The following is a 20,288-nucleotide window of genomic DNA, read 5'->3' as shown; positions in this document are numbered from 1 at the left end:
GGGGCATCGGTACAGACGCGGGGCTGACGTCAGATCGGTAGTTCCCCGACGACGCGCGGTACGGCGAGCACCGGATGAGCACGGGACAAGGGGCGGGATTGTGGCGTATGCGAGAGCCCGGCACATCTGCGGGACCTGGGTGATGTGCGGGTTACTGATGGCCGGCTGCACGGACGGCGGGAGCGGCGGGGACAGCCCCGCCGACCGGGCGATGCCGGAGGAAAGCACCACTGCGAGCGGAAGCGGCGGCGACACGAAGGCTGGGGCCTCCGCGGACACGAGTACAGGCGACGACAGGGTGCCGACGGCCTCGCCGACCGTCGGGACGGATCCCGCCAAGGAGCCGGGAACGGCGGACCAGGCGCGGGCGCTGGTCGGGAAAGTGATCGCCGGCCCGGAGCTGTTTGGGCCGGGGGTGGAGCGGGCGACACCGTACGAGAGCGACCCCAGCCGCTGGGCGGTGCTCGGCGACGGCTGCGCCTGGCAGTTGGAGGAACTGCCGGCGGACGTACTGGCCACGCTGACCCGGCATTTCGAGGTGCCCGCCGGGGACGGCAAAGGTCCGGTGCGGCTGTCGGCCACGGTCACCGTGCACCGCACAGTGCTGGACGCGGCCTGGGAACAGGCGGGGATGCTGGAAGAGGCGCTCGACTGCGAGGAGCAGTTCCTGCGACCGGGAGAGCGGCTGGCGGAACTGACCTCGACCGCGTACGCGTGGGGCGAGGCCAACAACAGCTACAGCGATGAGTCGCTGGGGGAGACGGGCCTGTGCGTGAGTGACACCCGCGGCGGGCCGTATCCGTACCGGTGGGACCAGGCCACGCTGGGCCCCGTGGTGGTCAGTACCTCCGTGTGCGGCGGCCAGGGACGCCAGGCGGACGAACTCCTGCCCTTGGTCCAGGGCGCCCTGCCCAGGATGCTGGTGCGGGCACAGGTGGAGATCGGGCGCCCCGCCGGGTCCGGGTCCTCCTCGCCGGCGCCTGGCACCTCGCCCGGCACCGGCGCGTCGACACCGGGTACGAACGGGGGTGCGTGATGGAGCGGCTGCTTACTTCCGATCCGTCCCGCCTCGGCGGCCACCGACTGCTGGGACGGCTGGGCGCGGGCGGCATGGGCGTGGTCTACCTGGCCCGTACCGAGGCCGGGGACCTGGCCGCAGTGAAGGTGATCCAGCCGGAGTACGCCGAACAGGCGGAGTTCCGGGCCCGGTTCCGCCGCGAGGCGACCTCCGCCGGCCGGGTGGACAGCCCGTGGGTGGTACCGGTGCTGGGCGCGGACACGGAGGCCGAGGCGCCGTGGCTGGCCACGGCGTTCGTGCCGGGTCCGTCGCTGGCCGAGGCGGTCGCGGCCTGTGGGCCACTCCCGACGCGCGCGGTGCGGATCCTGGGCAAGGTCCTGGCGCGGGCCCTGGCCGCGGTGCACGACGCCGGTCTGGTGCACCGGGACGTCAAACCCGGCAACATCCTGCTCGCCCTCGACGGCCCCCGGCTGATCGACTTCGGCATCGCGCGGCCCACGGCTGCCGGGGAATCCGAACTGACCGCGGACAGTGTGGTGGTGGGCACGCCCGGATTCCTCTCCCCCGAGCAGGCGCGGGCCCGGGAGGTCGGCCCGGCCAGCGATGTGTTCTCCCTCGGCTGCGTGCTGGCGTACGCGGCCACCGGCCGGCTTCCGTTCGGCACCGGCACGGCGGACGCGCTGCTGTACCGCACCGTCCACGACACACCGGAACTTGACGGCGTCGACGACGCCGAACTGCGCGCGTTGCTTCAGCGGTGCCTGGCCAAGGAGCCCGCGGCGCGGCCCACGGCGGCAGAGGCGGACACAGAACTTGTGGAGGACGCCCCGGCCGACTCCATCGACTGGCTGCCGGACGCGGTGGTCGCCATGGTCGCCGACCGGTCCGCCGAGATGCTGGCCCTGCCCGGCATCGAACCCACCGGGATCTCCGCCGACGCCGAGCACGCACGGCCGGGGCGCCGCCGGGTCCTGGCACTGGCCGCGGGCGGCGCGGCCCTGTTCGCGGCGGGCGGCGGCGCGGCCCTGTGGGCGGCGCTGGGGAGTGACGACGAGCGGGATCCGGCGGCTCGGTCCACAGAGCCGCCCTGGGTCCTGGGCGTCCACGCCGACCTGAGCGGACCGCAGAAGGCGGCCGGGACGGCACAGGAGCGCGCCGCCCGGCTGGCCGTGGAGCAGTTCAACTCCCGCAAGGACAAGCCGTTCACCCTCACTCTCCAGGCTGTGGACGACCGGGGTGAGGCGGCACGGGCGCAGCGGGCGGCCCGGCAACTGACCGGCGACGCCGATGTTCTCGCCGTCCTCGGCCCCACCGGCTACGCCTCGACGCAGGCTGCCCTGGAGGTCTACGAGGGCGCCGGGCTGCCGGTGCTGACCGTGTCCGAGCTCTCCTTCACCGCCGGGGCGTCGGCCCTGCTGGCCGAGCCGCAGGGCTATTTCCGGACCGCACCCATGGCCGCGTACACCGTCTACAACGCTGTCCTCACCCTCGCCGCCCAGGGTTCTGGCCGCCCGGGGCTGCTGATCGACCGAGCGGGGCGGATCACCGGCATGGAGTCCGCGCAGATCGTCCGCGACACGGCCCGTGTCCGCCAGGTCGACCTGTACTCCAGGGTCGTGCCCGCCGCCGCGACGGACGCGTCGGTGGTGGTCGCCGACATGCTCGCCCGCGGCATCGACGGCTTCTTCTGCACCGGCACCCCCGAGCGCGCCGCCACGGTCGCCCGCACCCTGGCCGAACGGGGCTTCACGGGACCGCGGTTCCTGGACGCGCCCACGGCCACCGAGTCCTTCGTCACCACGGCGGGTGACGCGGCGGACGGCTGGCAGGCCCTGACCCCGTACATCAGCCCGGACGCCGTCCCCGTACGTGCCTTCGCCACCGCCTACCGTGAGCGATACGGCAGCGCACCGGACATCTGGGCCCCGGAGGCGTATGACACCGCCCGCCTGGTCGTCGACCGGCTCGCCGCCCTGGCCACGGACGGCGGCCGACGCCCCAGCCGCGCCCAGGTCACCGAGGCCCTCACCAAGGCCAGCTTCAAGGGCCTGACCACGACGTACGCGTTCGACGAGAGCAGAGAACTCACCATGCAGCAGGTCCACCACTACCGCGTCGACGGCGGCCGGTTCGCTTACGTCGGCACCCTGCCCACGTCCTGACGGCGGCGGGAACAGGGAATGCGCGCGCTGCGGTCCGAGGACCCCGAGACTCTCGGCGGGTACCGGCTGCTCGCCCGGCTCGGGGCCGGCGGCATGGGCACGGTCTATCTGGCCCGCACCGCCGACGGGGCACTCGTCGCCGTGAAGATGATCCGCGCCGAGCACGCCGCTGATCCCGCCTTCCGGGCTCGCTTCCGCCGCGAGGTACGGCTGGCCACCGGGCTCACCGCACGGTGGGTGGTGCCGGTGACGGCCGCCGACACCGAGGCGCGCGAGCCGTGGCTCGCCACCGCCTTCGTGCCCGGCCCATCGCTGGCAGAGGCGGTCGACGGACACGGCCCGCTCCCCGCGCACACCGTCGTCGCACTCGGCGCACGGCTGGCCCGGGCGCTGGCCGAGGTGCACGCGGCGGGCATGGTCCACCGCGACGTCAAACCCGGCAACATCCTGCTCACCCGCGACGGCCCCCGGTTGATCGACTTCGGCATCGCACAGGGCACCGGCACCACGGCCCTGACCGCCCCCGACGCGATCATCGGCACCCCCGGGTATCTCTCCCCCGAACAGGCCCGGGCCCACGAGAGCGAGTCAGGACCGCCCAGCGACGTCTTCTCCCTCGGCTGCGTGCTCGCGTACGCGGCCACGGGCCGACGGCCGTTCGGCACCGGTGAGGCGGCGGCGATTCTCTACCGCACCGTCCACGAGGAGCCCGATCTGACCGGCCTCGACCGTTTCCTCCCGCCACCGGTACACGCGGCAGTCACCGGCTGCCTTGCCAAGCCCCCCGGGCACCGGCCCACGGCCGCCGAACTCGGTGAAGCACTTGAGGTGATGAGCAGTCAGACCGGCCGGGCGCTGGGCGGAACGGAGAGGGCCGCCACGCGCGGGGACACCCCGCCCCATGGGCCGGGTGACTGGCTGCCGCCCGAGGTGCTGCGGCTGGTGGCCGACCGTTCCGCTCGCGCCCTCAACCCGCCGCCGCGCCCATCGGCCCCGATCGCCCCGGGGCCATCGCGCCCGGAGTCGGTACAGAGGCTGCCCCGCCGCCGCGTTCTCGCGATCGGCGTGGCGGCGGTTGCGGCTTCGGGCACCGGCGCCGCCGTACTGCTGAGCCGGCGGGACACCACGGCGACGGCCGGCTCGCCCCGCAAGGTGCCGACGCACACGATCGGCTTTCACGCCGACCTGACCGGGCCTCAGAAGAGCACCGGAACCGCGCAGGAGCGGGGGGTCCGCCTCGCCGTCGCCATCCACAACGCACGCGCGGACGCCTCCTTCCGCCTCACCCTGTCCACGTACGACGACCGGGGCGAGACGGCACGGGCGAAGGACGCGGCCCGCAGCCTGCTCGCCCGCCCCGCCGTCCGCGCGGTCATCGGCCCCACCACGGCCGCCGCCGCCCGCGCCGCGGGCCCGCTCTACGCTGCCGCGAGGACACCGTTCGTACTCGTGTCGGTCGACGCCGACGACGCCGGACTGTCCACCGCAGCCCTGCGGCGCACACTGTGCACGACCAGGGCATCAGGTTCCGAGCGCGCCCTGCCGGTCATCGTCTACCTGACACATGTGCGTTCCACGCGCCGTACCGCAGTCATCGAGGACCGGGCCGCGGGAGAGACAGCCTGGAACATCAGCCACTACATCGCCGAGGCACCACCCAGCGAGGGCACGGCCACCATCCACCCCGTCGCGGCCGACACCGACGACTTCCGCCCGGCCGTCACCGAGGCCCTGGCCACCGACCCTCAGGCCATCGTTCACGCCGGGACCTCCCCGAGCCGGGCCGCAGCCTGTGCCAGTGCCCTGGCAGCGGCCGGATTCACCGGTCCACGCATGGGATTCGAGCCCGTCATGCGACCGGACTTCCTCACGGAGGCAGGTGATGCGGCCGAGGGGTGGATGTTCGAAGCCCCGTACACCGAACCGCAATCGGCCGGCACCAAGGCCGCCACGGCGTTCACCACCGCGTACCTAAAACGCTACGGCCGGGCACCCGACCGCTGGGCCGCCGAGGCGTACGACGCCGTCGGGCTGATCGCCCGCACCCTCGGCGCGCTCGGGGGCGGCGCGGAGATCGAGCCCGGCCAGGTCGCCGAACGCCTCTTCCGCACCGCCCACGACGGCGTGGCCAAACCGATCCGCTTCACCGAGAATCCCTCGCACCACCTGAAACAGGAGAACGCAAGCTTCCTCTACCAGGCAAGGGGCGGGCAGTTCCTATTCCTCGGCCGATACGACCAGGTGCGATGAGCAACAGCCGTCGGGAGGAACTCCTACAGCGGACAGCACGACAGCGCTGTCGACCGCCAACGAAGGAGTAGGGCCAGCCGGGGATCATCTGGGCCGAGCCCCTGCCTCGACCGTATATGTGGCAGAACAGTCGGTCCGGGCTGGTATTCGCATCCGGCCGCAGCCAGTTGCTCCCACAAGCCGCCTTTCCGCCGTCCGGGGAAGCGGCAGCCCTGCCAGTGCCCTGCGTAGCCGAGACGGATCCAGATGCCCGCGGTTCAGCCCGCCGTACAACGCACCATGCCCACGGTGATGCTCAGGCGTCGGGGACAGCTCGACCAACGTCCTGACCGGGCCGTCCGCACACAGCAAGGTGTCACTCAGCTCGAACAGGGCGTCGGGTCGCTGGGGCAGGCAGGCATAGAACTCCGTCCGGAAGCATGACAGTTCGGCAAACGCATCCCGCGGGGCATCCCTCTGCAGCAGACTCATCGTTACGGCTTTCGTGCTGGTCAAGTGCCTCTGTGACGCAGCACAGGATCAGGCGACGGCCGCTCTCACGTCAGGCACTCAGCCGAAAGCATCAGCAAGTTCGAGGCTCCGTTCGACCGCAAGCGATAAACGCCAAGCTAATACTGCAACGGTGCTTGTTCTGATTGCTGGGCAGTTGTCATGGGCTGTGTCCGCGTCGTTTGTAGTGACTGACGCGGGCCTGTCGTTGTCGCCTCCGGCGCCAGGTTGACCAGTGCAGGATGTGGTCGACCGGTGTGGGCTGGCGGTTGGTGAGGCGGGTGATCAGTCGTCGGATCTCGGCGAGGCTGAGGTGGATGAGGTGGGAGGATCCGTTTCTGCTTTGTCCGTGTCCAGCTGGCGGGCCCGCAGGACGGTGAGGCAGGCGTGGGCGGCCATGGCCAGGGTCATGTGGCGGTGCCAGCCGGGGTAGCGGCGGACCTGGTAGTCGTCCAGGCCGCATTCCTGCTTCGCGGTCTGGAAGCACTCCTCGACCGCCCAGCGGCTGCCCGCAATACGGATCAACTCGTCCAGCGTGGTCTGGGCCGGGCAGTAGACGATGTAGTAGGAGATCTCTTCGGGTCTGCTGACGCTGCGGCGGGCGAGAACCCAGTGCCGGCGGTCCTCGCGGTGCCAGGGCCTCACTTCGACGCGGGCCCAGTCGTAGATCCGCCGGCCATGGGCTCCCGCGCCGCAGGAACGGCGTTTCCATTTCTGCCGCGGCAGGCCGGGGAACAGATCGTGGACGGGGTGGTCGATGGACCAGCGGGTGACGACGGTGTCGTGCCTCGTTGTGGCCATGACGTGGAAGACATCCGCCTGTTCCAGCTCGAACCGCCAGCCCTTGCTGTAGCCGTAGGCGGCATCGGCTGTCACCCATCCGAACGGGATCCGGTCGGCGATGGCCCGGCGGACCATCGCCTTGGCCATGGCCACCTTCGTCTCGAAGGCGACCGTGTCGTCGATGCCCGCCCGGCGGCACCGTTCCCGGTCGTCCGTCCAGGACGTGGGCAGATACAACCGCCGGTCGATGAGCGTGCGTCCGCGCTCTGTGGCGTAGGCGAGGAACACCCCGATCTGGCTGTTCTCGGTGCGGCCGGCGGTGCCGGAGTACTGCCGTTGCACCCCGGCCGAGCGGATGCCCTTCTTCAGAAAGCCGGTGTCATCCACGATCAGGACGGCCTCGCGGTCTCCGAGGTGTTCGACGACGTAGTCGCGCACGTCGTCCAGGACCTCGTCGGCGTCCCACTCGATCCGGTTCAGCAGCCGGTGGATGCGATCGGGACCCGCATGCCCCGCTTCCTCCGCCAGCGTCCACCCGTTCTTCCGCTGCAGCGGTGCTATCAGCCCGCGCATGTACGCCAGCGCCGACTGACGCGGCTCCTCCCGGCTGAATCGGTGCACGAACCGTTCATGCAGAGCGTCCAGTTCACCCGCCCACAACCTGACACCAGCAAGGTCCCCACCCATAACCACACCAACGACCGAACTGGCCAGCAGTCACGGCAAGCACCGTTGCAGTACTAAGGCGTGACGAGCTTCTTCGTGGTCGTCATCGAGGCTGACATCTACGACGCGTCGCGTGGCTTCAACGAGGCGCAGTCGGGCACGAGAGGGCCTATCACCGGTCGCTTTACGGTCCCTCCCGGCGGTTCACTTCAAGATCTTGAAACGGCCGTGCTCCTGTGGAACAGTACGCATCCGGCCTGTCCGAATGGAAGAGTTGGTGTTACGCCATGTTTTCCGAGGTTGGCTCCCATCTGGCCGGAAGCGGCAAAAGGTTGTTTTCCGACCACTTGCTCCAGGTGTTGAAACACAGCAGCGTCGACACGTTGTTCTGTGTCCCCGGAAGCGCCATCGGTCCATTGCTGGATCGAACCCTCACCGACGTTGACCTGCGGCTGGTTGTAGCGCGGCACGAGTCGGGAGCAGTGGCCATGGCGGACGGCTATGCCCGCGCGACCGGCAGGCTGGGTGTCGCCCTGGTGACCAGCGGGCCCGGAGCGTTGAACGCCCTGCCCCACCTGGCGGTCGCCCAGGCAGACGGTTCACCGGTACTCCTGATCAGCGGCGCGGTGGCCCGAAGTCATCACGGGCGCGGAGGCTTCCAGGAGGGGGCCGAGGACGGGGTGGACGTGGTCGGCGCGTTGGGGCGGTGCGCCAAGTACAGCAGGGAGATCGGCAACTCCCACTCCGCCCCGCAGCTGGTCGACAACGCTGTGCGTCAAGCGTTGACCGCCCCTCGCGGAGCCGCGCACCTGAGCGTTCCCGTCGACCTTTTCACCGAGGATGTCGATTCCGGGGAGTTCGGCGGGAAGTCATCGTTGCCGTGCGAAACGATCCTTCTCGGCGGAGTCGCCCAGGTCGCGCGGGCGCTGTTGGCCGCCGAACGTCCCATGCTGGTGCTGGGAAACGGGGCACGCGAAGCCCTCAGATCCGATCCCGGCCTGGGCAAGGCGCTCGCGGGGTTTGCCGAGCGGTTCGCCGTTCCGACCGCGACCACGATGAAGGGCAAAGGGCTTTTTCCCGAAACCCATCCGCAGGCCCTGGGTGTGATGGGGGTCGGTGGTTCCCGCCGAGCGCACGCCTACCTGACGCGGAACCCTCCTGACGTGGTCGTAGTGATTGGCAGTGGCCTCGGGGAATGGGCGAGCGCCAATTGGTCTCCCGCAGTGCGGGGAACACGGGCGCTGGTGCAGGTCGATGCAGACCCGGCGAAGATCGGCCGGGCCTACGCGGTGGACCACGCAGTGCACGCCGACGCGGGGCAGTTCTTGCGTGCAGTGCTGGCGGTGGCGGACGCGTCTGCCACTCACCGGCCCCACCAAGAGCCGTTGCGCCGTCGACGTGATGCGCTCGAGGACCTGCCGGATGTCGTCGCCGAGGCCTCGGTCGCCGAACTCGGTGCTGTGCCGGTCACACCGCAGGCCCTGATGCACCACCTCCAGCGCTGGACGGCGGGTATCCCGGAGGCGCTGGTGTTCGTCGACATAGGGAACAGCACCGGGTGGTTCACGCAGCGGGTGGCGGTCGATCCGCCGTCGCAGGTGCACTGCCCGCTGGGGATGGCGAGCATGGGCTGGGCCAGCGCCGCTGTGATCGGCGCCAAGCTCGCCCGGCCGGAGGCGACCTGCGTGACGATCACCGGCGACGGCGGGTTCCTGATGAACGCCACGGAGATCGCCACCGCGGCCCGGCTGAGGGTCGGGGCCATCTGGGTGGTGCTCGACGACAACGCCTTCAATATGGTGCGGCAAGGCATGGTCCATTCATTCCCCGACACCATGCGCACCACCGATGAGGACTTCGGGTTGGGCGGCCCGAACCTGGTCGGGCTGGCCGAGAGCCTGGGTGCGCGAGCCTGGCCCGTCCGGGTCCCCGACCAGATCCCGATCGCACTCGACCAGGCGAGACGCGCCGCTGAACACGATCCGGGCCCGCAGGTGATCTGCGTGAGTATCGACCGCGACGAGCCGGGTCCCTTCCGGGACCGCAACGAATCAGTCGGCCTTTCCTTCCGAGCGCCTCGCTGGCCACCACCTGAGCCAGCGATACGCCCCCGACCATCCGCACCAGTCGGCACCGAGTAAGGAGTACGCCCTTGACCAGCACCGGAGCCGGTATATCGGCGATCGCCCTGGAGTTTCCGACCCATGTCCGCCGCAACGACTTCTGGGAGCGGAACCACCCCGAACTGGTGGCCAACAAGGACAACGGAATCTATCTCCGTGTGGTGGCCTCCAGCGACGGGACTGAATCGGACAACGCTTTCGACATCGAGCGCAGGCCGTACCTGTCCGATACGTTCCGCGGCGCACGGGAACGGCGGGTGATCGCGGCGGAAGAGACAGCCATGGATCTGGAGCAGAGGGCGCTGCAGGGGCTCTGCCGCGCGCGGGGTATCGACCCCGCTGAACTGGACGCGGTCATGGTCCACTCATGGCTGCCCGACACCCTCGGACCACAGAACGCCGCCCACCTGACCGCACGGCTGGGACTCCGCGTGCCCGCATGGAATTTCGAGTCTGCGTGCAACTCCGTGGTGGTCGGCCTGCAGACCGCCACGGCGCTGGTACGAGCTGGCGACTACGAGCGGATCGCCCTCATCACGTCGATCACGTCGTCCAGAAACGTCGACCCGAGCAGCACCCTGTCATGGTTCCTGGGCGACGGGTGCGGGGCGCTGCTCATCGAGCGCTGCCCGACCGGTCGGGGGATCATCTCGTCGAAGGTCATCGGCACGCAGGAGACGTGCGGCGCCGCGGAGTTCCTGATGGAGGTCGATGACCATATCCGGACGCCGAGGATCAGGATGCGGATGGAGAACACCGCCGCAGGCAGGATCATGCGGGACAACGCCGAGCAACAGCTCACGACCTGCGTTCGCGGCGCACTCGACAAGGCCGGGTATACGATCGACGACGTCGACTTCCTCGTCGTCAACACGCCGGTCGCCTGGTTCGCCGCGTTCTGCGCCAGGGCATTGGGCGTCGATCCGGCGAAGACCGTCAGCACCTTCGGCACCTATGCGAACATCGGCCCGGTCCTGACGACCGCCAACCTGTTCGAAGCGGCCAGCACGGGCAGAATCAAGACGGGCGACGTCGTCGTCCTGTTCGGGATCGGCTCGGTGTCCACGGCCGGAGCGGCCGTCATGGTGTGGGGTGACGACGTCGCCCTCGGCCCCCACCCCGTATCAGGCTGAACCGGCACGCGTGCCTGGGTCTGAGGAACGGGAGATCGTCCCGTTGAACCGGGCGAGGACACCGTCCTTCTGCCGCCCGGCTAGGTAGCCGCAAAAACCCTGCTGCGGCGGGAAGTCGTGCGGGAGGCAGGCCCATCGGCAGCCCCTCTAACGTACATATATGGGTGCCTGGGATACTTGTCCCTGGCTGCTTGGGGCTTTACGAAGACAAGGGTGTCGGCGTACGCCTGAACAGTAAGCCGACACCGACCGAAGACACGCAGTCGTGGACGTCGGGTCTCCGGCGACAAGATCTCGGAAAACCCGTCCTGTCCGTTCATTTGGTGGATTCGACGCGGAGTAGGGAGCCAGCGTTTTCACGGTCGCCTCGATGCCCGGACATCGCTGTTCCCAGGAGGCGATCAGGGGTTGCAGCCTCTCGGTGTCGATCAGGTCGTAGCGTCCGTGGTAGCCAAGCAGCTGATCAGTGACCAAGAGCAGTTTCGCGGTGCCGAAGCTGCCACAGGACGACAACCGCCAGGTCATCCGGATCTGCCCGGACTGCGGCTGGGTCGAGGTGGACGACGCGTCCGTTGACCAGGCCGAGGCGAAGTTCATCGTCAGCGTGGACGTCGAGGACGCGGCGCCGGTCGCAGATCCAGAGTGCGATGCCTGCCGGGACCACCACGGCAACGCCGACGATAACGATCCATCCCATGTCGATCAGACCACGCGCCGTGTCGGCCGACGCCTTGGTCATCGGCCATCCGCAAACCCCGACCAGCACGACCCCGAACAGGGTGAGCCAGCGGCGCAGCGAATAGCGCCTGCGGTCTCTGGCGGTCCACAGCACATCCCGCTCGGTGTCCATGGACTACCGTCACGGGCAGGTTCCCGGAACGCCAGGTGCCTGCATCTGTCTGGCTGTACGACGACTGCGGCATCGAGGAGGAGGGCGATCCTGCCCACGATCTCGAACCACTCGACGCCTGGCCCGCATCCGGACCCTCGCCGAGCACGCCAAGCGTGAGGCGTACCCCGAAGCCGACGAGCAGGCCCATGGGCCTCCTTGGGGTTGAGACTGGTAGGCGCGCATGTTGAGGTGTCGCGTATTCGCGGTTGAGGCCCACGGATCATGAGGCTGGGTGAGAAGTCGGGCCGGTTGATTGGGTCTGGCATGATCGCGCGGTGAGTGATGCGAGGCTGCTGGCCGTGGAGGCCGTTGAGTCACATGTCCGTGCGTTCTTCGAGGGGCATTCCGTTGAGGTCGTCGTCTGCGACCTGTGGCCGGAACGGCGCGAGGTCCTGCCCGACCTGCGGGTTCTCGTTGTCGGCCCCGGTCCACGCAGCTGTAGCTGGGCCTATGTGACCGCCGGGTGCTGGGCCGCGATGGAGAAGGACGGTCACGGGCTTGAGTTCGTCATGACCGCCCACGTCCGCGACAAGCGGTTCATCGACCTCATGGCCATGATCACGCACTACCACTGCGGTGGGCATCAGCTCGACCTGGAGCACAGTATGCCGATCGGTGAATCATGGGTGCCGGGCTCGAACTGCGACCACCTGCTGATCAGCCTGCCCTATCTCCACGGACCTGACCTTGAACACTGTCCGCTGCCCGGGGGGCAGGCGCGCATCCTGTGGACCTTGCCTGTGACGGCCGCCGAAATCGAGTTCCGCAGGCATCAGGGTCATGAGGCGTTGGAGCAGCTCTTCGACGAGGCGGAGATCATTCCCACTGATCCTTTCCGGGCTTCGGTCGTGTGAGACAACGACCGAACCGCTCCCAGCGGTGACCGCGAGTGATCACCAGCAGCGTATCGGCTCCAGGTTCCGCCGGCTTCAGTCACCAGGCGGGTGGCGGTCTTGTCGTGGTAGCCGAGTGCTCTCGCGATGACGGGGGCCGGGGCTTGGAGGACGAGCTGACGGATCGCGGAGGTCCTGCCGCGCTGTGGAGGGACGCCGATCTCACGCAGATGGACGTGCAGGCTGACCGGGTTCATCGGCTGTCCGAGCTGACGGCCGATGAAGAGCCACTGTGAGCTCCTGTTGCTGGCGTAGGGCAAGTGTTGCCGAGACTGGTTGTAGGCCCGCGTCAGGTCGGCGACGGGCGGCGGCCCGGGTCACGGCGTCGCCGATGCCCTGGCCCGCGATCCGACCGGTGGGGTCGCAGATCGGCTTTGGGACTTCTGGTGGGACTGAGCATCCTCGCCCGGGAAACGATCAACAGCACGACGGGAAGCGATCAGCGGCTGCCATGTATGACGTCTCCCGCCAGGCAACAGTTCACTCCGCCGGTCCGCCGACCGGGATGCCGAGCCGGTCGGCGACGCTCGTCAGGGCTGTTCCCAGCGGCAGCGCGACCCGGGTGCGGGCATGCGGGTCGCCCCGGGTGGGGTCCCGGTTGACGATCAGCACCGGCTTGCCCTCCTTCGACGCCTGACGGACGAACCGCAGCCCTGACATCACCGTCAGCGACGAGCCGAGGACCAGCAGCGCAGTCGACTCGCGGACCAGCCGCCGGCAGTGCTCGACGCGCTGCGACGGAACCGCCTCCCCGAAGAACACCACATCCGGTTTGAGGACACCTCCGCAACCGAGGCACGGCGCGACGCGGAAGTCCCCGACCTGCACGTCCGTGAGGTCTGCGTCACCGTCCGGGTTGATCCCGGCGGCAACCGGATCGAAGCCCGGATTTTCGGCCTCCAGGCGCCGGGCGAGTTCACTGCGCGGGCTGATGGCGCGGCAGGAGATGCACACGACCCGGTCCAGGCTGCCGTGGAGTTCCACGACGCCTTCGCTGCCGGCGGCTTGGTGCAGGCCGTCGACGTTCTGGGTGATCACGCCCGAGATGCGGGCGTCCCGGGCGAAGGCGGCCACCGCCAGGTGTCCCGCGTTGGGGCGGGCACGCCCGAAGGTGCGCCAGCCGAGATGGCTGCGCGCCCAGTACCGGCGCCGCGCGTGCGCGCTCCCGGTGAAGTCCTGGTAGGTCATCGGGGTGTGCCGGCTCAGGCTCCCGCCCTCGCCCCGGTAGTCGGGGATGCCTGACTCCGTGGAGATGCCCGCGCCGCTGAGCACCAGCACACCGCCGGAGCTCAGCGCGTCGACGACCGGCTCCAGGTCGGTGGTGCCCGGCAGCAGGTCCGCCGCCGCGGGGATCCAGCTCAGGGTGGGGCGCATGCGCATGCCGCCAGGGTACGGAATCGGCGGCGGCCCCGGCGGGCATGGACAGGTGCCGGGGAACGGTTCTCCATCCGACGCGGTCAAACCGGCGCCCGGCGCACAGGGCGGGCTCGTGGGCGCGCGGGTACCCGCCGCAGTGAGCGCGAGCGCCGTTGCGGGGCGGCCGGCCGCGGAAAGCATGTCCTCAGCACTGCGACTGAGGAGGCATGTGATGTCCAGCGAGTTCCAGCGGACCAAGCTCCAGGCCATGTTCGAGGCGTTCGACGCGGACGGCAACGGCTATCTGGAGGAGGCGGACTTCGTGGCCCTGGCAGACCGCTGGGGTCGGCTGCCACGGGTGAGAGAGGGATCGGAATTGGCGGCGCGCGTGGACGGCGTGCTGAAGGGCTGGTGGCAGCATCTGTCGGAGACCGTGGACAGGGACCGGGACGGCAGGATCGACATGGACGACCTCCTCGCGATGGTGGACCTGCTGCCGACCGTTCCCGAGGCCGTCACCGCCACCGCCGACACCATCTTCGACGCGGTCGACGAGAACGCCGACGGGCGCATCTCGCGCGAGGAGCACCAGCGGCTCGTCGACACCTGGCACGGACGGCCCGTGGAGACCGGTGGTGCCTTCGACCTGCTCGACCAGGACACCGACGGATACCTCACCCGCTCCGAGTTCGCCGCGCTGTGGACCCAGTTCTGGACCAGCGACGACCCCGCCGAACCCGGCAACCTGATGTGCGGCCCGATCGGTGCCGGGTGAGGCACCGGCGACGGCCTTTCAGAGCCGGCCGCAGCGAGCCGCGTACGGGACGTAGCCCCAGCGAGGGTCGACATCCGCAGCCTTCCCTCATGATCACCACCGAGCACACTGGCTGGCGCATCGAGGAACACGCCGACGAGGACGTGGCGGCGAGTCAGGAGCGGCTGACCGGGATCCGCGACACGCTCGCTCGCCACGGTCATTCCCGCATGGATCGAAGCAGTCGGCGCCACTACTGAGCTGCCCGGCCTCCGCCACTTTGCGCATCACCTCCTGCTCGACCGCGACGCCGTCACTGCCAGTCTCACTCTGCCTGGAACTCCGGCGTCGTAGAGAGCCATGCCAACCGGATCAAAATGCTCAAGCGTCACATGTTCGGCCGTGCGGGATTCGCTGTGCTTCGCAAACGAGTCGTCCTGGCCACCTGAGCGTTTGATGTCAGTGCCTGCTGGAATGCTGGCTTCGTCCGCGAGAGCGATACCAGGAGCCGCGCATGGGAACGTGGGGAACCGGCCCGTTCGACAGCGATCTCGCTGCAGACTTCGTCAATGACCTGGAAGGACTGACTTCTCAGAAGGTCATCGAAGTGCTCGAACGAGCCTTCCGGCGAGTCACGGATTCCGGAGCACGCGTGGATGGCGGCGACGGAGCCGAAGCGGTGGTCGCCGCGGCGCTCGTTGCCAGCACGATCCCGGGCAGCGGGATGGTGATCGACCCTGATGACGGACCCAGAGAACCTCTGCCGCAGCTTCCGTTGGCTCTCCGCTCGTCAGCCGTGCTCGCTCTGCAGTGTCTACTCCACGACGGATCGGAACTGCTGACCGGCTGGGTGGACAGTGCCGACGCTGCTCTCTGGCGCCACGAAGTCCACCGGATCGCGGAAACCCTGGGACCGATCGGCCACGAGCAGTAACCGCGCTGCAAGAATGGGACCAGAGCCCGTGCCTACCTACGAAGCCACGTCGCAACGTCGTCGGGATCAGGTGGCGGCCCAGTCGCGGAGCTGGCGGGCGATCCGGGCGACGCCGAGCGCCCCGGAGGCGGCGTCTTGCACGAGCGCGACGGCCGCTTTGGGCGGGTAGTCGAGCTCGCGCGCGTTGAGGATCATGTAGGCCTCGGTCGCATGCCAGGCGAAAGCCTCGTTGGAGTGCTCCAGGCACGGCAGTTTCGCCAGGGTCTGCAGCAGCGCGCCGGCCTTGAGATACAGAGATCCGTAGATGTCGTGCTCCATCGCCCGGGCATTGACCCGGGCGACAGCGGCATACAGCGGTCCGAAGTCGTCGACTTGCGGGTCACCGTCGAGCAGCTCGGCGGCGTGCAGCAGGAACGTGACGTCGAGCGGGTGGAGCGGCGGTTCCGGTGGGGTCACGCGGCGTGGCCCCGCTCCTGGTGCTGCCCCAGTTCCCGCTGCGCTTCCTGCTCGGCTGCCCGCTGCTCGGCATCGGGGTCCAGACTGCTGGGCTCGGCTGCGAAAGCCGCGCCGCTGCGGGCCATGGACGCCTGGAAACCGTCCAGGAACCGCCGTTCCACGGCGGTCGCACGGTCGTAGGCGGCGGAGAGGATGTACTCCTGCATGCTGACCCCCGCTTGGCGGGCCGCTGCCGCGATGGCGGCTCGTTGCGCAGGGTCGGGGAAGCGCAGGTTCATCGCTGCTTTGGCATCCGGCATGGTATCCATGGTACCAGCGGTACCGTGCATGTGTCTCGGGGACGACGCGGACCGCTCCGGCCCCAGGCCGTCGGCGAGAGGGCATCCGCAGTCCCGCCTCCTCCGACCTCCTCCCGCGCCGCCTCGCCCCCACTCTCCGTCCTCACTCCGCCTCGTCCGTTGTCGGTGGCCGGTATGTGGTGGGGGAGCGGCTGGTCGGAGGGGTGGTTGTGGCGGATTGCCGATTGTCGGCCTGGGGTGGTGGCGGGCGGGGCTACGGTACTGCGGCGGACGACGAGGAGGGGGACCGGCCGGTGGAGGTGGCCGAGACGCGGAGCGGACCGGGCGCTGTATCGCCCGCGGTTGTGTGACCTCGACCGGACAGCCGCCGCCTCACGCAACTGCGGCGCGCCGGGGCGGTGTTGGCCGATGACCTCGTTGCGCACCTTCTACTGGTCCGAGGCGAGTTCGTCTTCGTCTGGGACCCAGTGGCCGACGGGCGGGTCCTGTGCGCGTCGGCAGTGTGTCGCGTCGCTGGGTGGGTGGCCCAGTCAGTCGTGAGCGTTCCGTCTTGTGGCGTACTCGGGGGAGTAGCGGGTGAGTCGCAGCTGCAGCAGTAGTGGCTTGTCGTGGTTGTGGTGTGGTCAAAGTGCCGTCAATGTCCTGGGTTTGGGTGGGCGTAACGGCCCTTGTGACAGCGCTGACAGGTCTGCGACCAGAAAGGCCACAACTGTCAGTGGGCCTGTGCGGTCTCACTCTGCGTGGACGGCAACGACCGGCTGTCCTGCCATGACATCAGCAGGGGGAACACCATGAACTCGATCCAGCACAAGGTGGCCACCGCCGGCGCCGTTGCCATCCTGGCGCTGGGCGGCACGCTCGCCGCGACCGCGCCGGCCTCGGCCGCCACTGGCGGTGCCCACAACGGGGCGTGCGGGACGGGGTACGAGGTCTTCACCTCGACTCCGATCAAGTCCTCGCAGACCACCGTGGCGGCCACCACCTACGTGGCCTACAGTTCCGCGGACAAGCAGTGGTGCGCGGTCACGGTGCGCAGCAAGCCCGGTGCCCGCGTGTTCATGGAGGTCACCCTGGACACCTGGCCGACCAGCAGCACCCCGGCGAGGGACGCCGGCTCCTACACGACCTTCGCCGGCCCGGTGTACAAGGACCTGCCCAAGCCTGGCCTCTGCATGACGTGGAGCGGTTCGATCGACATCTACTACAGCTCGGACCGTGGCCTGTGCCCCTGACCTGACGGCTGTCGGCGTGGTCGAGCTCCGGGTCGGCCACGCCGACAGCACCTGCTGACCACCCACTCCGTGCCCTGGGCAGCGTCTTGCGCCAGGGCGCGACCTCGGAGGCGGAGCGCGTGTCTTCGGCGTCGCCGGTCGCCACCACCAAGTGGACGGCGAAGCAGTCGTCGGTGTCGCACAGGACGGCCACTCCCGCCCTGACACCCATCGACACCGCGAAGACCTGCGCGCACGCCCGCGTCGCGGAGATGAACGGGCAGGTCGCCGAGAACCTCGACCGCATGATCGACCAGCTCGAAGACGACACCGTTCACCACACATCGGTGTCGGTCAGCGGGCCACGAGATCGGCCAGCTCAAGATAGGGGTCGCGAGCGGCACGTCGTGGTGGACACGTTCGGTGTGCTGCTGAGTGTGGGGGTCACCGCCGTGGACACCGGTGATCGCGCCGTCGCCCGGGTCCTGTTGCGACAAGTGGCCGACGCGCAGAACCGTCTCGCCCTGGTCTGGGAAGAACACGCTGCCGCAACCGGCTCACCCTGCATGGGTTCACGACCGCCATTCCGGACGCCAGCTCGCGCATCATGCCCCAGGCGACTTCGCCGACCGCCGTAATGACGACATGTCTTCCAGTTCACAGCACCCGGCACCCGCGTCGAGGAATCTCGCGGGTGCGGAAGCCGAGGATCTCGCGTTGTACCGGGAGAAGTTCCGGGGGCGTCTGCCGGAGTCGCTCGACGAGTTGCACGGCCCGACCGATGGGGTCGTGGAGCTGCCGCTGCACGTGGCCTGGTCCGGGATGACCGCGTACGACATGGGCAGTCCGCGCCAGCGCATGGGCCTGGCGAACGGTGACCTGTGGTGCGCGGTCTTCTGGAAGGACATGGGCGGCGGGAGCGCCTACATCAAGGGCACCCAGCCGCTGTGCGCGTGAAGGCGACAAACCGCTGGTGAACTGCTGAGGCCCGGAACACGGCCCGATGCGATGGCCGGAGCGGCGACGTGTCGGGCCGGGCAGGGGAGGCGGTCCCCCTGGGCGGGGTGCCAGGGGAACTTGGCCTTAAGAGGTCCTAACAGAAGTTGTTGATCATGTGACTTTCAGCTTGGGTGGTCGTTGGTCTGGTCGTGGGGAAACGACAGTCGCGGCCATGGATCGTGTCGGATGAACTGTGGTCGCTCATCGAGCCGTTGCTGCCCCGGCCGGGGCCGAAGTTGGTGGAGGGCCGCCCTCGGGTGCCGGACCGGCAGGCGCTGTGCGGGATCTTGTTCGTGCTGCATACGGGCATCCAGTGGGAGTACCTGCCTCAGGAGTTGGGCTTCGGGTCGGGGATGACGTGCTGGCGGCGGCTGGCCGCGTGGAACGAGGCCGGCGTGTGGGACGAACTGCACCTGGTGCTGCTGAAGAAGCTGCGGGCCGCGGGGAAGCTGGACTGGTCGCGGGCGGTGATCGACTCCTCCCACGTCAGGGCGGCGCGGCGCGGCCCAAAAGCGGGCCCAGCCCGGTCGACCGTGCACGGCCGGGCAGTAAGCACCATGTCCTCACCGACGGGCAGGGCATCCCGCTCGCGGTGTCGCTGACCGGCGGAAACCGCAACGACGTCACGCAGTTGCTGCCGCTGCTGGACAAGGTTCCGGCGGTGGCCGGTGTCGTCGGCAGGTCCCGACACAGACCCGACGCGCTCCTCGCCGACCGCGGCTACGACCACGACAAGTACCGCCGCCTGCTGTGGCAGCGCGGCATCCGCCCGGTCATCGCCGAACGAGGCGTTGAACACGGCTCCGGCCTGGGCATCTTCCGCTATGTGGTCGAGCGCACGATCGCCTGGCTGCACGGATTCCGCCGCCTACGGATCCGCTGGGAACGACGCGACGACATCCACGAAGCCTTCCTCGGCCTCGCCACCTGCCTCATCACCCACCGACACGTCCAACGCCTTTGTTAGGACCTCTAAGAGAGCCCGGCGGTAGGCGTCACTTGAGTCTTCTGGTGGTGGGTAGGTGTCCCATCGGTAGCGCGGCGGACGCGCGTGCGGAGCGTGACGAGTACGCATGGCCGCGCCCGGCTGATCCCTAGATCCTCGAACGTCGGCTGAAGCCTGGCCGGGCGGGCGGCTGCCGAAGGGTCAGGCGGCGGGAACCGCCTGCGGATAGAGCACGCTCGGGTCGGCGGACAGGGCCGCCTTGAGCTGGACGCAGTTGTTGTCGGCGAGGATCTCCATCTTCCCGGCCTCGATACCGTCGAGGGCGGCGCGCACGACATCGGCGGGGTCGTTCTTCTCCACGTCCCACCCGGCCATCATGTCGGTGTCGGTGCTGGCCAGGTGCAGGCCCGTCACCGCGGTTCCCTGGCCCGCGAGTTCGAGGCGGATGCCGTTGGTGAGGCTCCACGCCGCCGCCTTCGACGCGCTGTAGGCGTTGGCCCCGTCGTAGGCGAGCCAGGACATCGCCGACAGGACGTTGAGGATGGCCCCACCGCCGTTGGCGGCCAGGACGGGAGTGAACGCCCGGACCACGTTGAGGGTGCCGAAGTAGTTGGTGTCCATCTCCAGCCGGATCTTCTCGGGGTCCCCGGTGACGAGGTTCTGCTGGGTGAAGACGCCGGCATTGTTGATCAGGAGGGTGACGTCCGAGGCCGCGCCCGCCGCGGCGGCGACCGAAGCCGGATCGGTGATGTCGAGCCGCAGTACCTCCACACCGGGGAGGTCGACGAGGTGGGGTGCGCGCGCGGTCGCGTAGACCTTGGTGGCGCCCCGGTGCAGGAGCTGTTGGGCGAAGTGCCTGCCGATGCCGCGGTTGGCGCCGGTGACGAGGGCGACGGAACCGGTGATCTTCATGGGGAGTCTCCT

The 20,288-nt window shown here is 69.2% G+C and carries 19 protein-coding genes and 2 pseudogenes; 14 read left to right on the top strand and 7 right to left on the bottom strand.

Going from position 1 to position 20,288, the window contains the following annotated elements:
- The first annotated feature begins 100 nt into the window (after positions 1-100).
- Genes OG595_RS01550 through OG595_RS01540 form a run of 3 tightly spaced genes read left to right on the top strand, consistent with a single transcriptional unit; the run spans position 101 to position 5,430 of the window.
- Positions 101-1,036, top strand: coding sequence for a hypothetical protein (locus tag OG595_RS01550; protein ID WP_329266980.1), 936 nt, complete (start codon positions 101-103; stop codon positions 1,034-1,036).
- Complete coding sequence (locus OG595_RS01545; protein ID WP_329266978.1) at positions 1,036-3,180, top strand: bifunctional serine/threonine-protein kinase/ABC transporter substrate-binding protein; 2,145 nt, start codon at positions 1,036-1,038, stop codon at positions 3,178-3,180. Before OG595_RS01550 ends, OG595_RS01545 begins: the two co-directional genes overlap by 1 nt.
- A gap of 18 nt (positions 3,181-3,198) precedes the next feature.
- Complete coding sequence (locus OG595_RS01540) at positions 3,199-5,430, top strand: bifunctional serine/threonine-protein kinase/ABC transporter substrate-binding protein (RefSeq protein ID WP_329266976.1); 2,232 nt, start codon at positions 3,199-3,201, stop codon at positions 5,428-5,430.
- A gap of 58 nt (positions 5,431-5,488) precedes the next feature.
- Here the strand turns inward: OG595_RS01540 and OG595_RS01535 are convergent.
- Positions 5,489-5,901 (bottom strand): annotated as a pseudogene (locus OG595_RS01535) (transposase); the annotation flags it as partial.
- A 303-nt stretch (positions 5,902-6,204) separates the two neighbouring features.
- Complete coding sequence (locus tag OG595_RS01530; protein WP_329266974.1) at positions 6,205-7,389, bottom strand: IS701 family transposase; 1,185 nt, start codon at positions 7,387-7,389, stop codon at positions 6,205-6,207.
- A gap of 215 nt (positions 7,390-7,604) precedes the next feature.
- Here OG595_RS01530 and OG595_RS01525 point away from each other — a divergent pair, with 215 nt between their 5' ends.
- Both OG595_RS01525 and OG595_RS01520 read left to right on the top strand, forming a co-directional pair.
- A complete protein-coding gene (locus tag OG595_RS01525; protein WP_329266972.1) occupies positions 7,605-9,509 on the top strand; it encodes a thiamine pyrophosphate-binding protein in 1,905 nt (634 codons plus the stop codon).
- 107 nt (positions 9,510-9,616) lie between these two features.
- On the top strand, positions 9,617-10,624 hold the full coding sequence (locus OG595_RS01520) for a 3-oxoacyl-ACP synthase III family protein (RefSeq protein WP_329266970.1): 1,008 nt from the start codon (positions 9,617-9,619) through the stop codon (positions 10,622-10,624).
- 463 nt (positions 10,625-11,087) lie between these two features.
- Here OG595_RS01520 and OG595_RS01515 read toward each other — a convergent pair whose 3' ends face one another.
- Positions 11,088-11,474, bottom strand: coding sequence for a hypothetical protein (locus tag OG595_RS01515; RefSeq protein ID WP_329266968.1), 387 nt, complete (start codon positions 11,472-11,474; stop codon positions 11,088-11,090).
- A gap of 317 nt (positions 11,475-11,791) precedes the next feature.
- On the opposite strand from OG595_RS01515, the gene OG595_RS01510 reads away from it, so the two are divergent.
- Positions 11,792-12,370: a suppressor of fused domain protein gene (locus tag OG595_RS01510; RefSeq protein WP_329266967.1), complete on the top strand. Its 579-nt coding sequence runs from the start codon at positions 11,792-11,794 to the stop codon at positions 12,368-12,370.
- A gap of 519 nt (positions 12,371-12,889) precedes the next feature.
- On the opposite strand, the gene OG595_RS01505 is transcribed toward OG595_RS01510, so the two are convergent.
- Positions 12,890-13,789: an NAD-dependent protein deacetylase gene (locus OG595_RS01505; protein WP_329266965.1), complete on the bottom strand. Its 900-nt coding sequence runs from the start codon at positions 13,787-13,789 to the stop codon at positions 12,890-12,892.
- A 175-nt stretch (positions 13,790-13,964) separates the two neighbouring features.
- Between OG595_RS01505 and OG595_RS01500 the strand changes: the two genes are divergently transcribed.
- The 4 genes and pseudogenes from OG595_RS01500 to OG595_RS01490 all read left to right on the top strand — a co-directional run bounded on the left by OG595_RS01500 (position 13,965) and on the right by OG595_RS01490 (position 15,453).
- Positions 13,965-14,540, top strand: a complete 576-nt coding sequence (locus tag OG595_RS01500) for an EF-hand domain-containing protein (RefSeq protein WP_329266963.1) — start codon at positions 13,965-13,967, stop codon at positions 14,538-14,540.
- An 89-nt stretch (positions 14,541-14,629) separates the two neighbouring features.
- Positions 14,630-14,779 (top strand): hypothetical protein, encoded by a 150-nt coding sequence (locus tag OG595_RS01495; RefSeq protein WP_329266962.1) that lies wholly within the window; start codon positions 14,630-14,632, stop codon positions 14,777-14,779.
- Positions 14,742-14,968, top strand: a pseudogene (locus OG595_RS45270) (ISL3 family transposase); the annotation flags it as partial. The gene OG595_RS01495 and the pseudogene OG595_RS45270, both read left to right, overlap by 38 nt.
- Positions 14,969-15,033: 65 nt before the next feature.
- Positions 15,034-15,453 (top strand): DUF4259 domain-containing protein, encoded by a 420-nt coding sequence (locus OG595_RS01490; RefSeq protein WP_329266960.1) that lies wholly within the window; start codon positions 15,034-15,036, stop codon positions 15,451-15,453.
- Between the two features lie 66 nt (positions 15,454-15,519).
- On the opposite strand, the gene OG595_RS01485 is transcribed toward OG595_RS01490, so the two are convergent.
- Positions 15,520-15,909, bottom strand: a complete 390-nt coding sequence (locus OG595_RS01485) for a fic family toxin-antitoxin system, toxin component (protein WP_329266959.1) — start codon at positions 15,907-15,909, stop codon at positions 15,520-15,522.
- Positions 15,906-16,217, bottom strand: coding sequence for a hypothetical protein (locus tag OG595_RS01480; protein ID WP_329266958.1), 312 nt, complete (start codon positions 16,215-16,217; stop codon positions 15,906-15,908). The genes OG595_RS01485 and OG595_RS01480 overlap by 4 nt, the downstream gene beginning before the upstream one ends.
- Before the next feature lie 782 nt (positions 16,218-16,999).
- Here OG595_RS01480 and OG595_RS01475 point away from each other — a divergent pair.
- The 4 genes from OG595_RS01475 (at position 17,000) to OG595_RS01460 (ending at position 19,385) form a co-directional block, all read left to right on the top strand.
- Complete coding sequence (locus OG595_RS01475) at positions 17,000-17,440, top strand: hypothetical protein (RefSeq protein ID WP_329266957.1); 441 nt, start codon at positions 17,000-17,002, stop codon at positions 17,438-17,440.
- A gap of 86 nt (positions 17,441-17,526) precedes the next feature.
- Entirely contained in the window at positions 17,527-18,057 is a 531-nt protein-coding gene (locus OG595_RS01470) for a hypothetical protein (RefSeq protein ID WP_329266956.1), read from the top strand.
- A gap of 7 nt (positions 18,058-18,064) precedes the next feature.
- A complete protein-coding gene (locus tag OG595_RS01465) occupies positions 18,065-18,376 on the top strand; it encodes a hypothetical protein (RefSeq protein ID WP_329266955.1) in 312 nt (103 codons plus the stop codon).
- A gap of 191 nt (positions 18,377-18,567) precedes the next feature.
- A protein-coding gene (locus OG595_RS01460; RefSeq protein WP_443072940.1) for an IS5 family transposase occupies positions 18,568-19,385 on the top strand; the annotation gives its coding sequence in 2 pieces (ribosomal slippage) (positions 18,568-18,925 and positions 18,925-19,385; 819 coding nt in all).
- A 180-nt stretch (positions 19,386-19,565) separates the two neighbouring features.
- On the opposite strand, the gene OG595_RS01455 is transcribed toward OG595_RS01460, so the two are convergent.
- Positions 19,566-20,276 carry an SDR family oxidoreductase gene (locus tag OG595_RS01455; RefSeq protein ID WP_329266953.1) on the bottom strand — a complete coding sequence of 237 codons (711 nt, stop codon included), beginning with the start codon at positions 20,274-20,276 and terminating at the stop codon, positions 19,566-19,568.
- Positions 20,277-20,288: the final 12 nt, after the last annotated feature.

Source organism: Streptomyces sp. NBC_01451, from assembly GCF_036227485.1.
Taxonomy (GTDB): Bacteria; Actinomycetota; Actinomycetes; order Streptomycetales; family Streptomycetaceae; genus Streptomyces.
Note: the sequence above shows the minus strand (reverse complement) of the source record. Positions and strands in the feature narration are given on the sequence as shown.

What these genes read in the sequence shown, in the direction of transcription:
- OG595_RS01500 (WP_329266963.1), top strand. Translation starts at nt 13,965, where the DNA reads ATGTCCTCAGCACTGCGACTGAGGAGGCATGTGATGTCCAGCGAGTTC.
- OG595_RS01495 (WP_329266962.1), top strand. Translation starts at nt 14,630, where the DNA reads ATGATCACCACCGAGCACACTGGCTGGCGCATCGAGGAACACGCCGAC.
- OG595_RS01540 (WP_329266976.1), top strand. Translation starts at nt 3,199, where the DNA reads ATGCGCGCGCTGCGGTCCGAGGACCCCGAGACTCTCGGCGGGTACCGG.
- OG595_RS01490 (WP_329266960.1), top strand. Translation starts at nt 15,034, where the DNA reads ATGGGAACGTGGGGAACCGGCCCGTTCGACAGCGATCTCGCTGCAGAC.
- OG595_RS01475 (WP_329266957.1), top strand. Translation starts at nt 17,000, where the DNA reads ATGAACTCGATCCAGCACAAGGTGGCCACCGCCGGCGCCGTTGCCATC.
- OG595_RS01515 (WP_329266968.1), bottom strand. Translation starts at nt 11,474, where the DNA reads ATGGACACCGAGCGGGATGTGCTGTGGACCGCCAGAGACCGCAGGCGC.
- OG595_RS01465 (WP_329266955.1), top strand. Translation starts at nt 18,065, where the DNA reads ATGTCTTCCAGTTCACAGCACCCGGCACCCGCGTCGAGGAATCTCGCG.
- OG595_RS01505 (WP_329266965.1), bottom strand. Translation starts at nt 13,789, where the DNA reads ATGCGCATGCGCCCCACCCTGAGCTGGATCCCCGCGGCGGCGGACCTG.
- OG595_RS01480 (WP_329266958.1), bottom strand. Translation starts at nt 16,217, where the DNA reads ATGGATACCATGCCGGATGCCAAAGCAGCGATGAACCTGCGCTTCCCC.
- OG595_RS01455 (WP_329266953.1), bottom strand. Translation starts at nt 20,276, where the DNA reads ATGAAGATCACCGGTTCCGTCGCCCTCGTCACCGGCGCCAACCGCGGC.
- OG595_RS01545 (WP_329266978.1), top strand. Translation starts at nt 1,036, where the DNA reads ATGGAGCGGCTGCTTACTTCCGATCCGTCCCGCCTCGGCGGCCACCGA.
- OG595_RS01530 (WP_329266974.1), bottom strand. Translation starts at nt 7,389, where the DNA reads ATGGGTGGGGACCTTGCTGGTGTCAGGTTGTGGGCGGGTGAACTGGAC.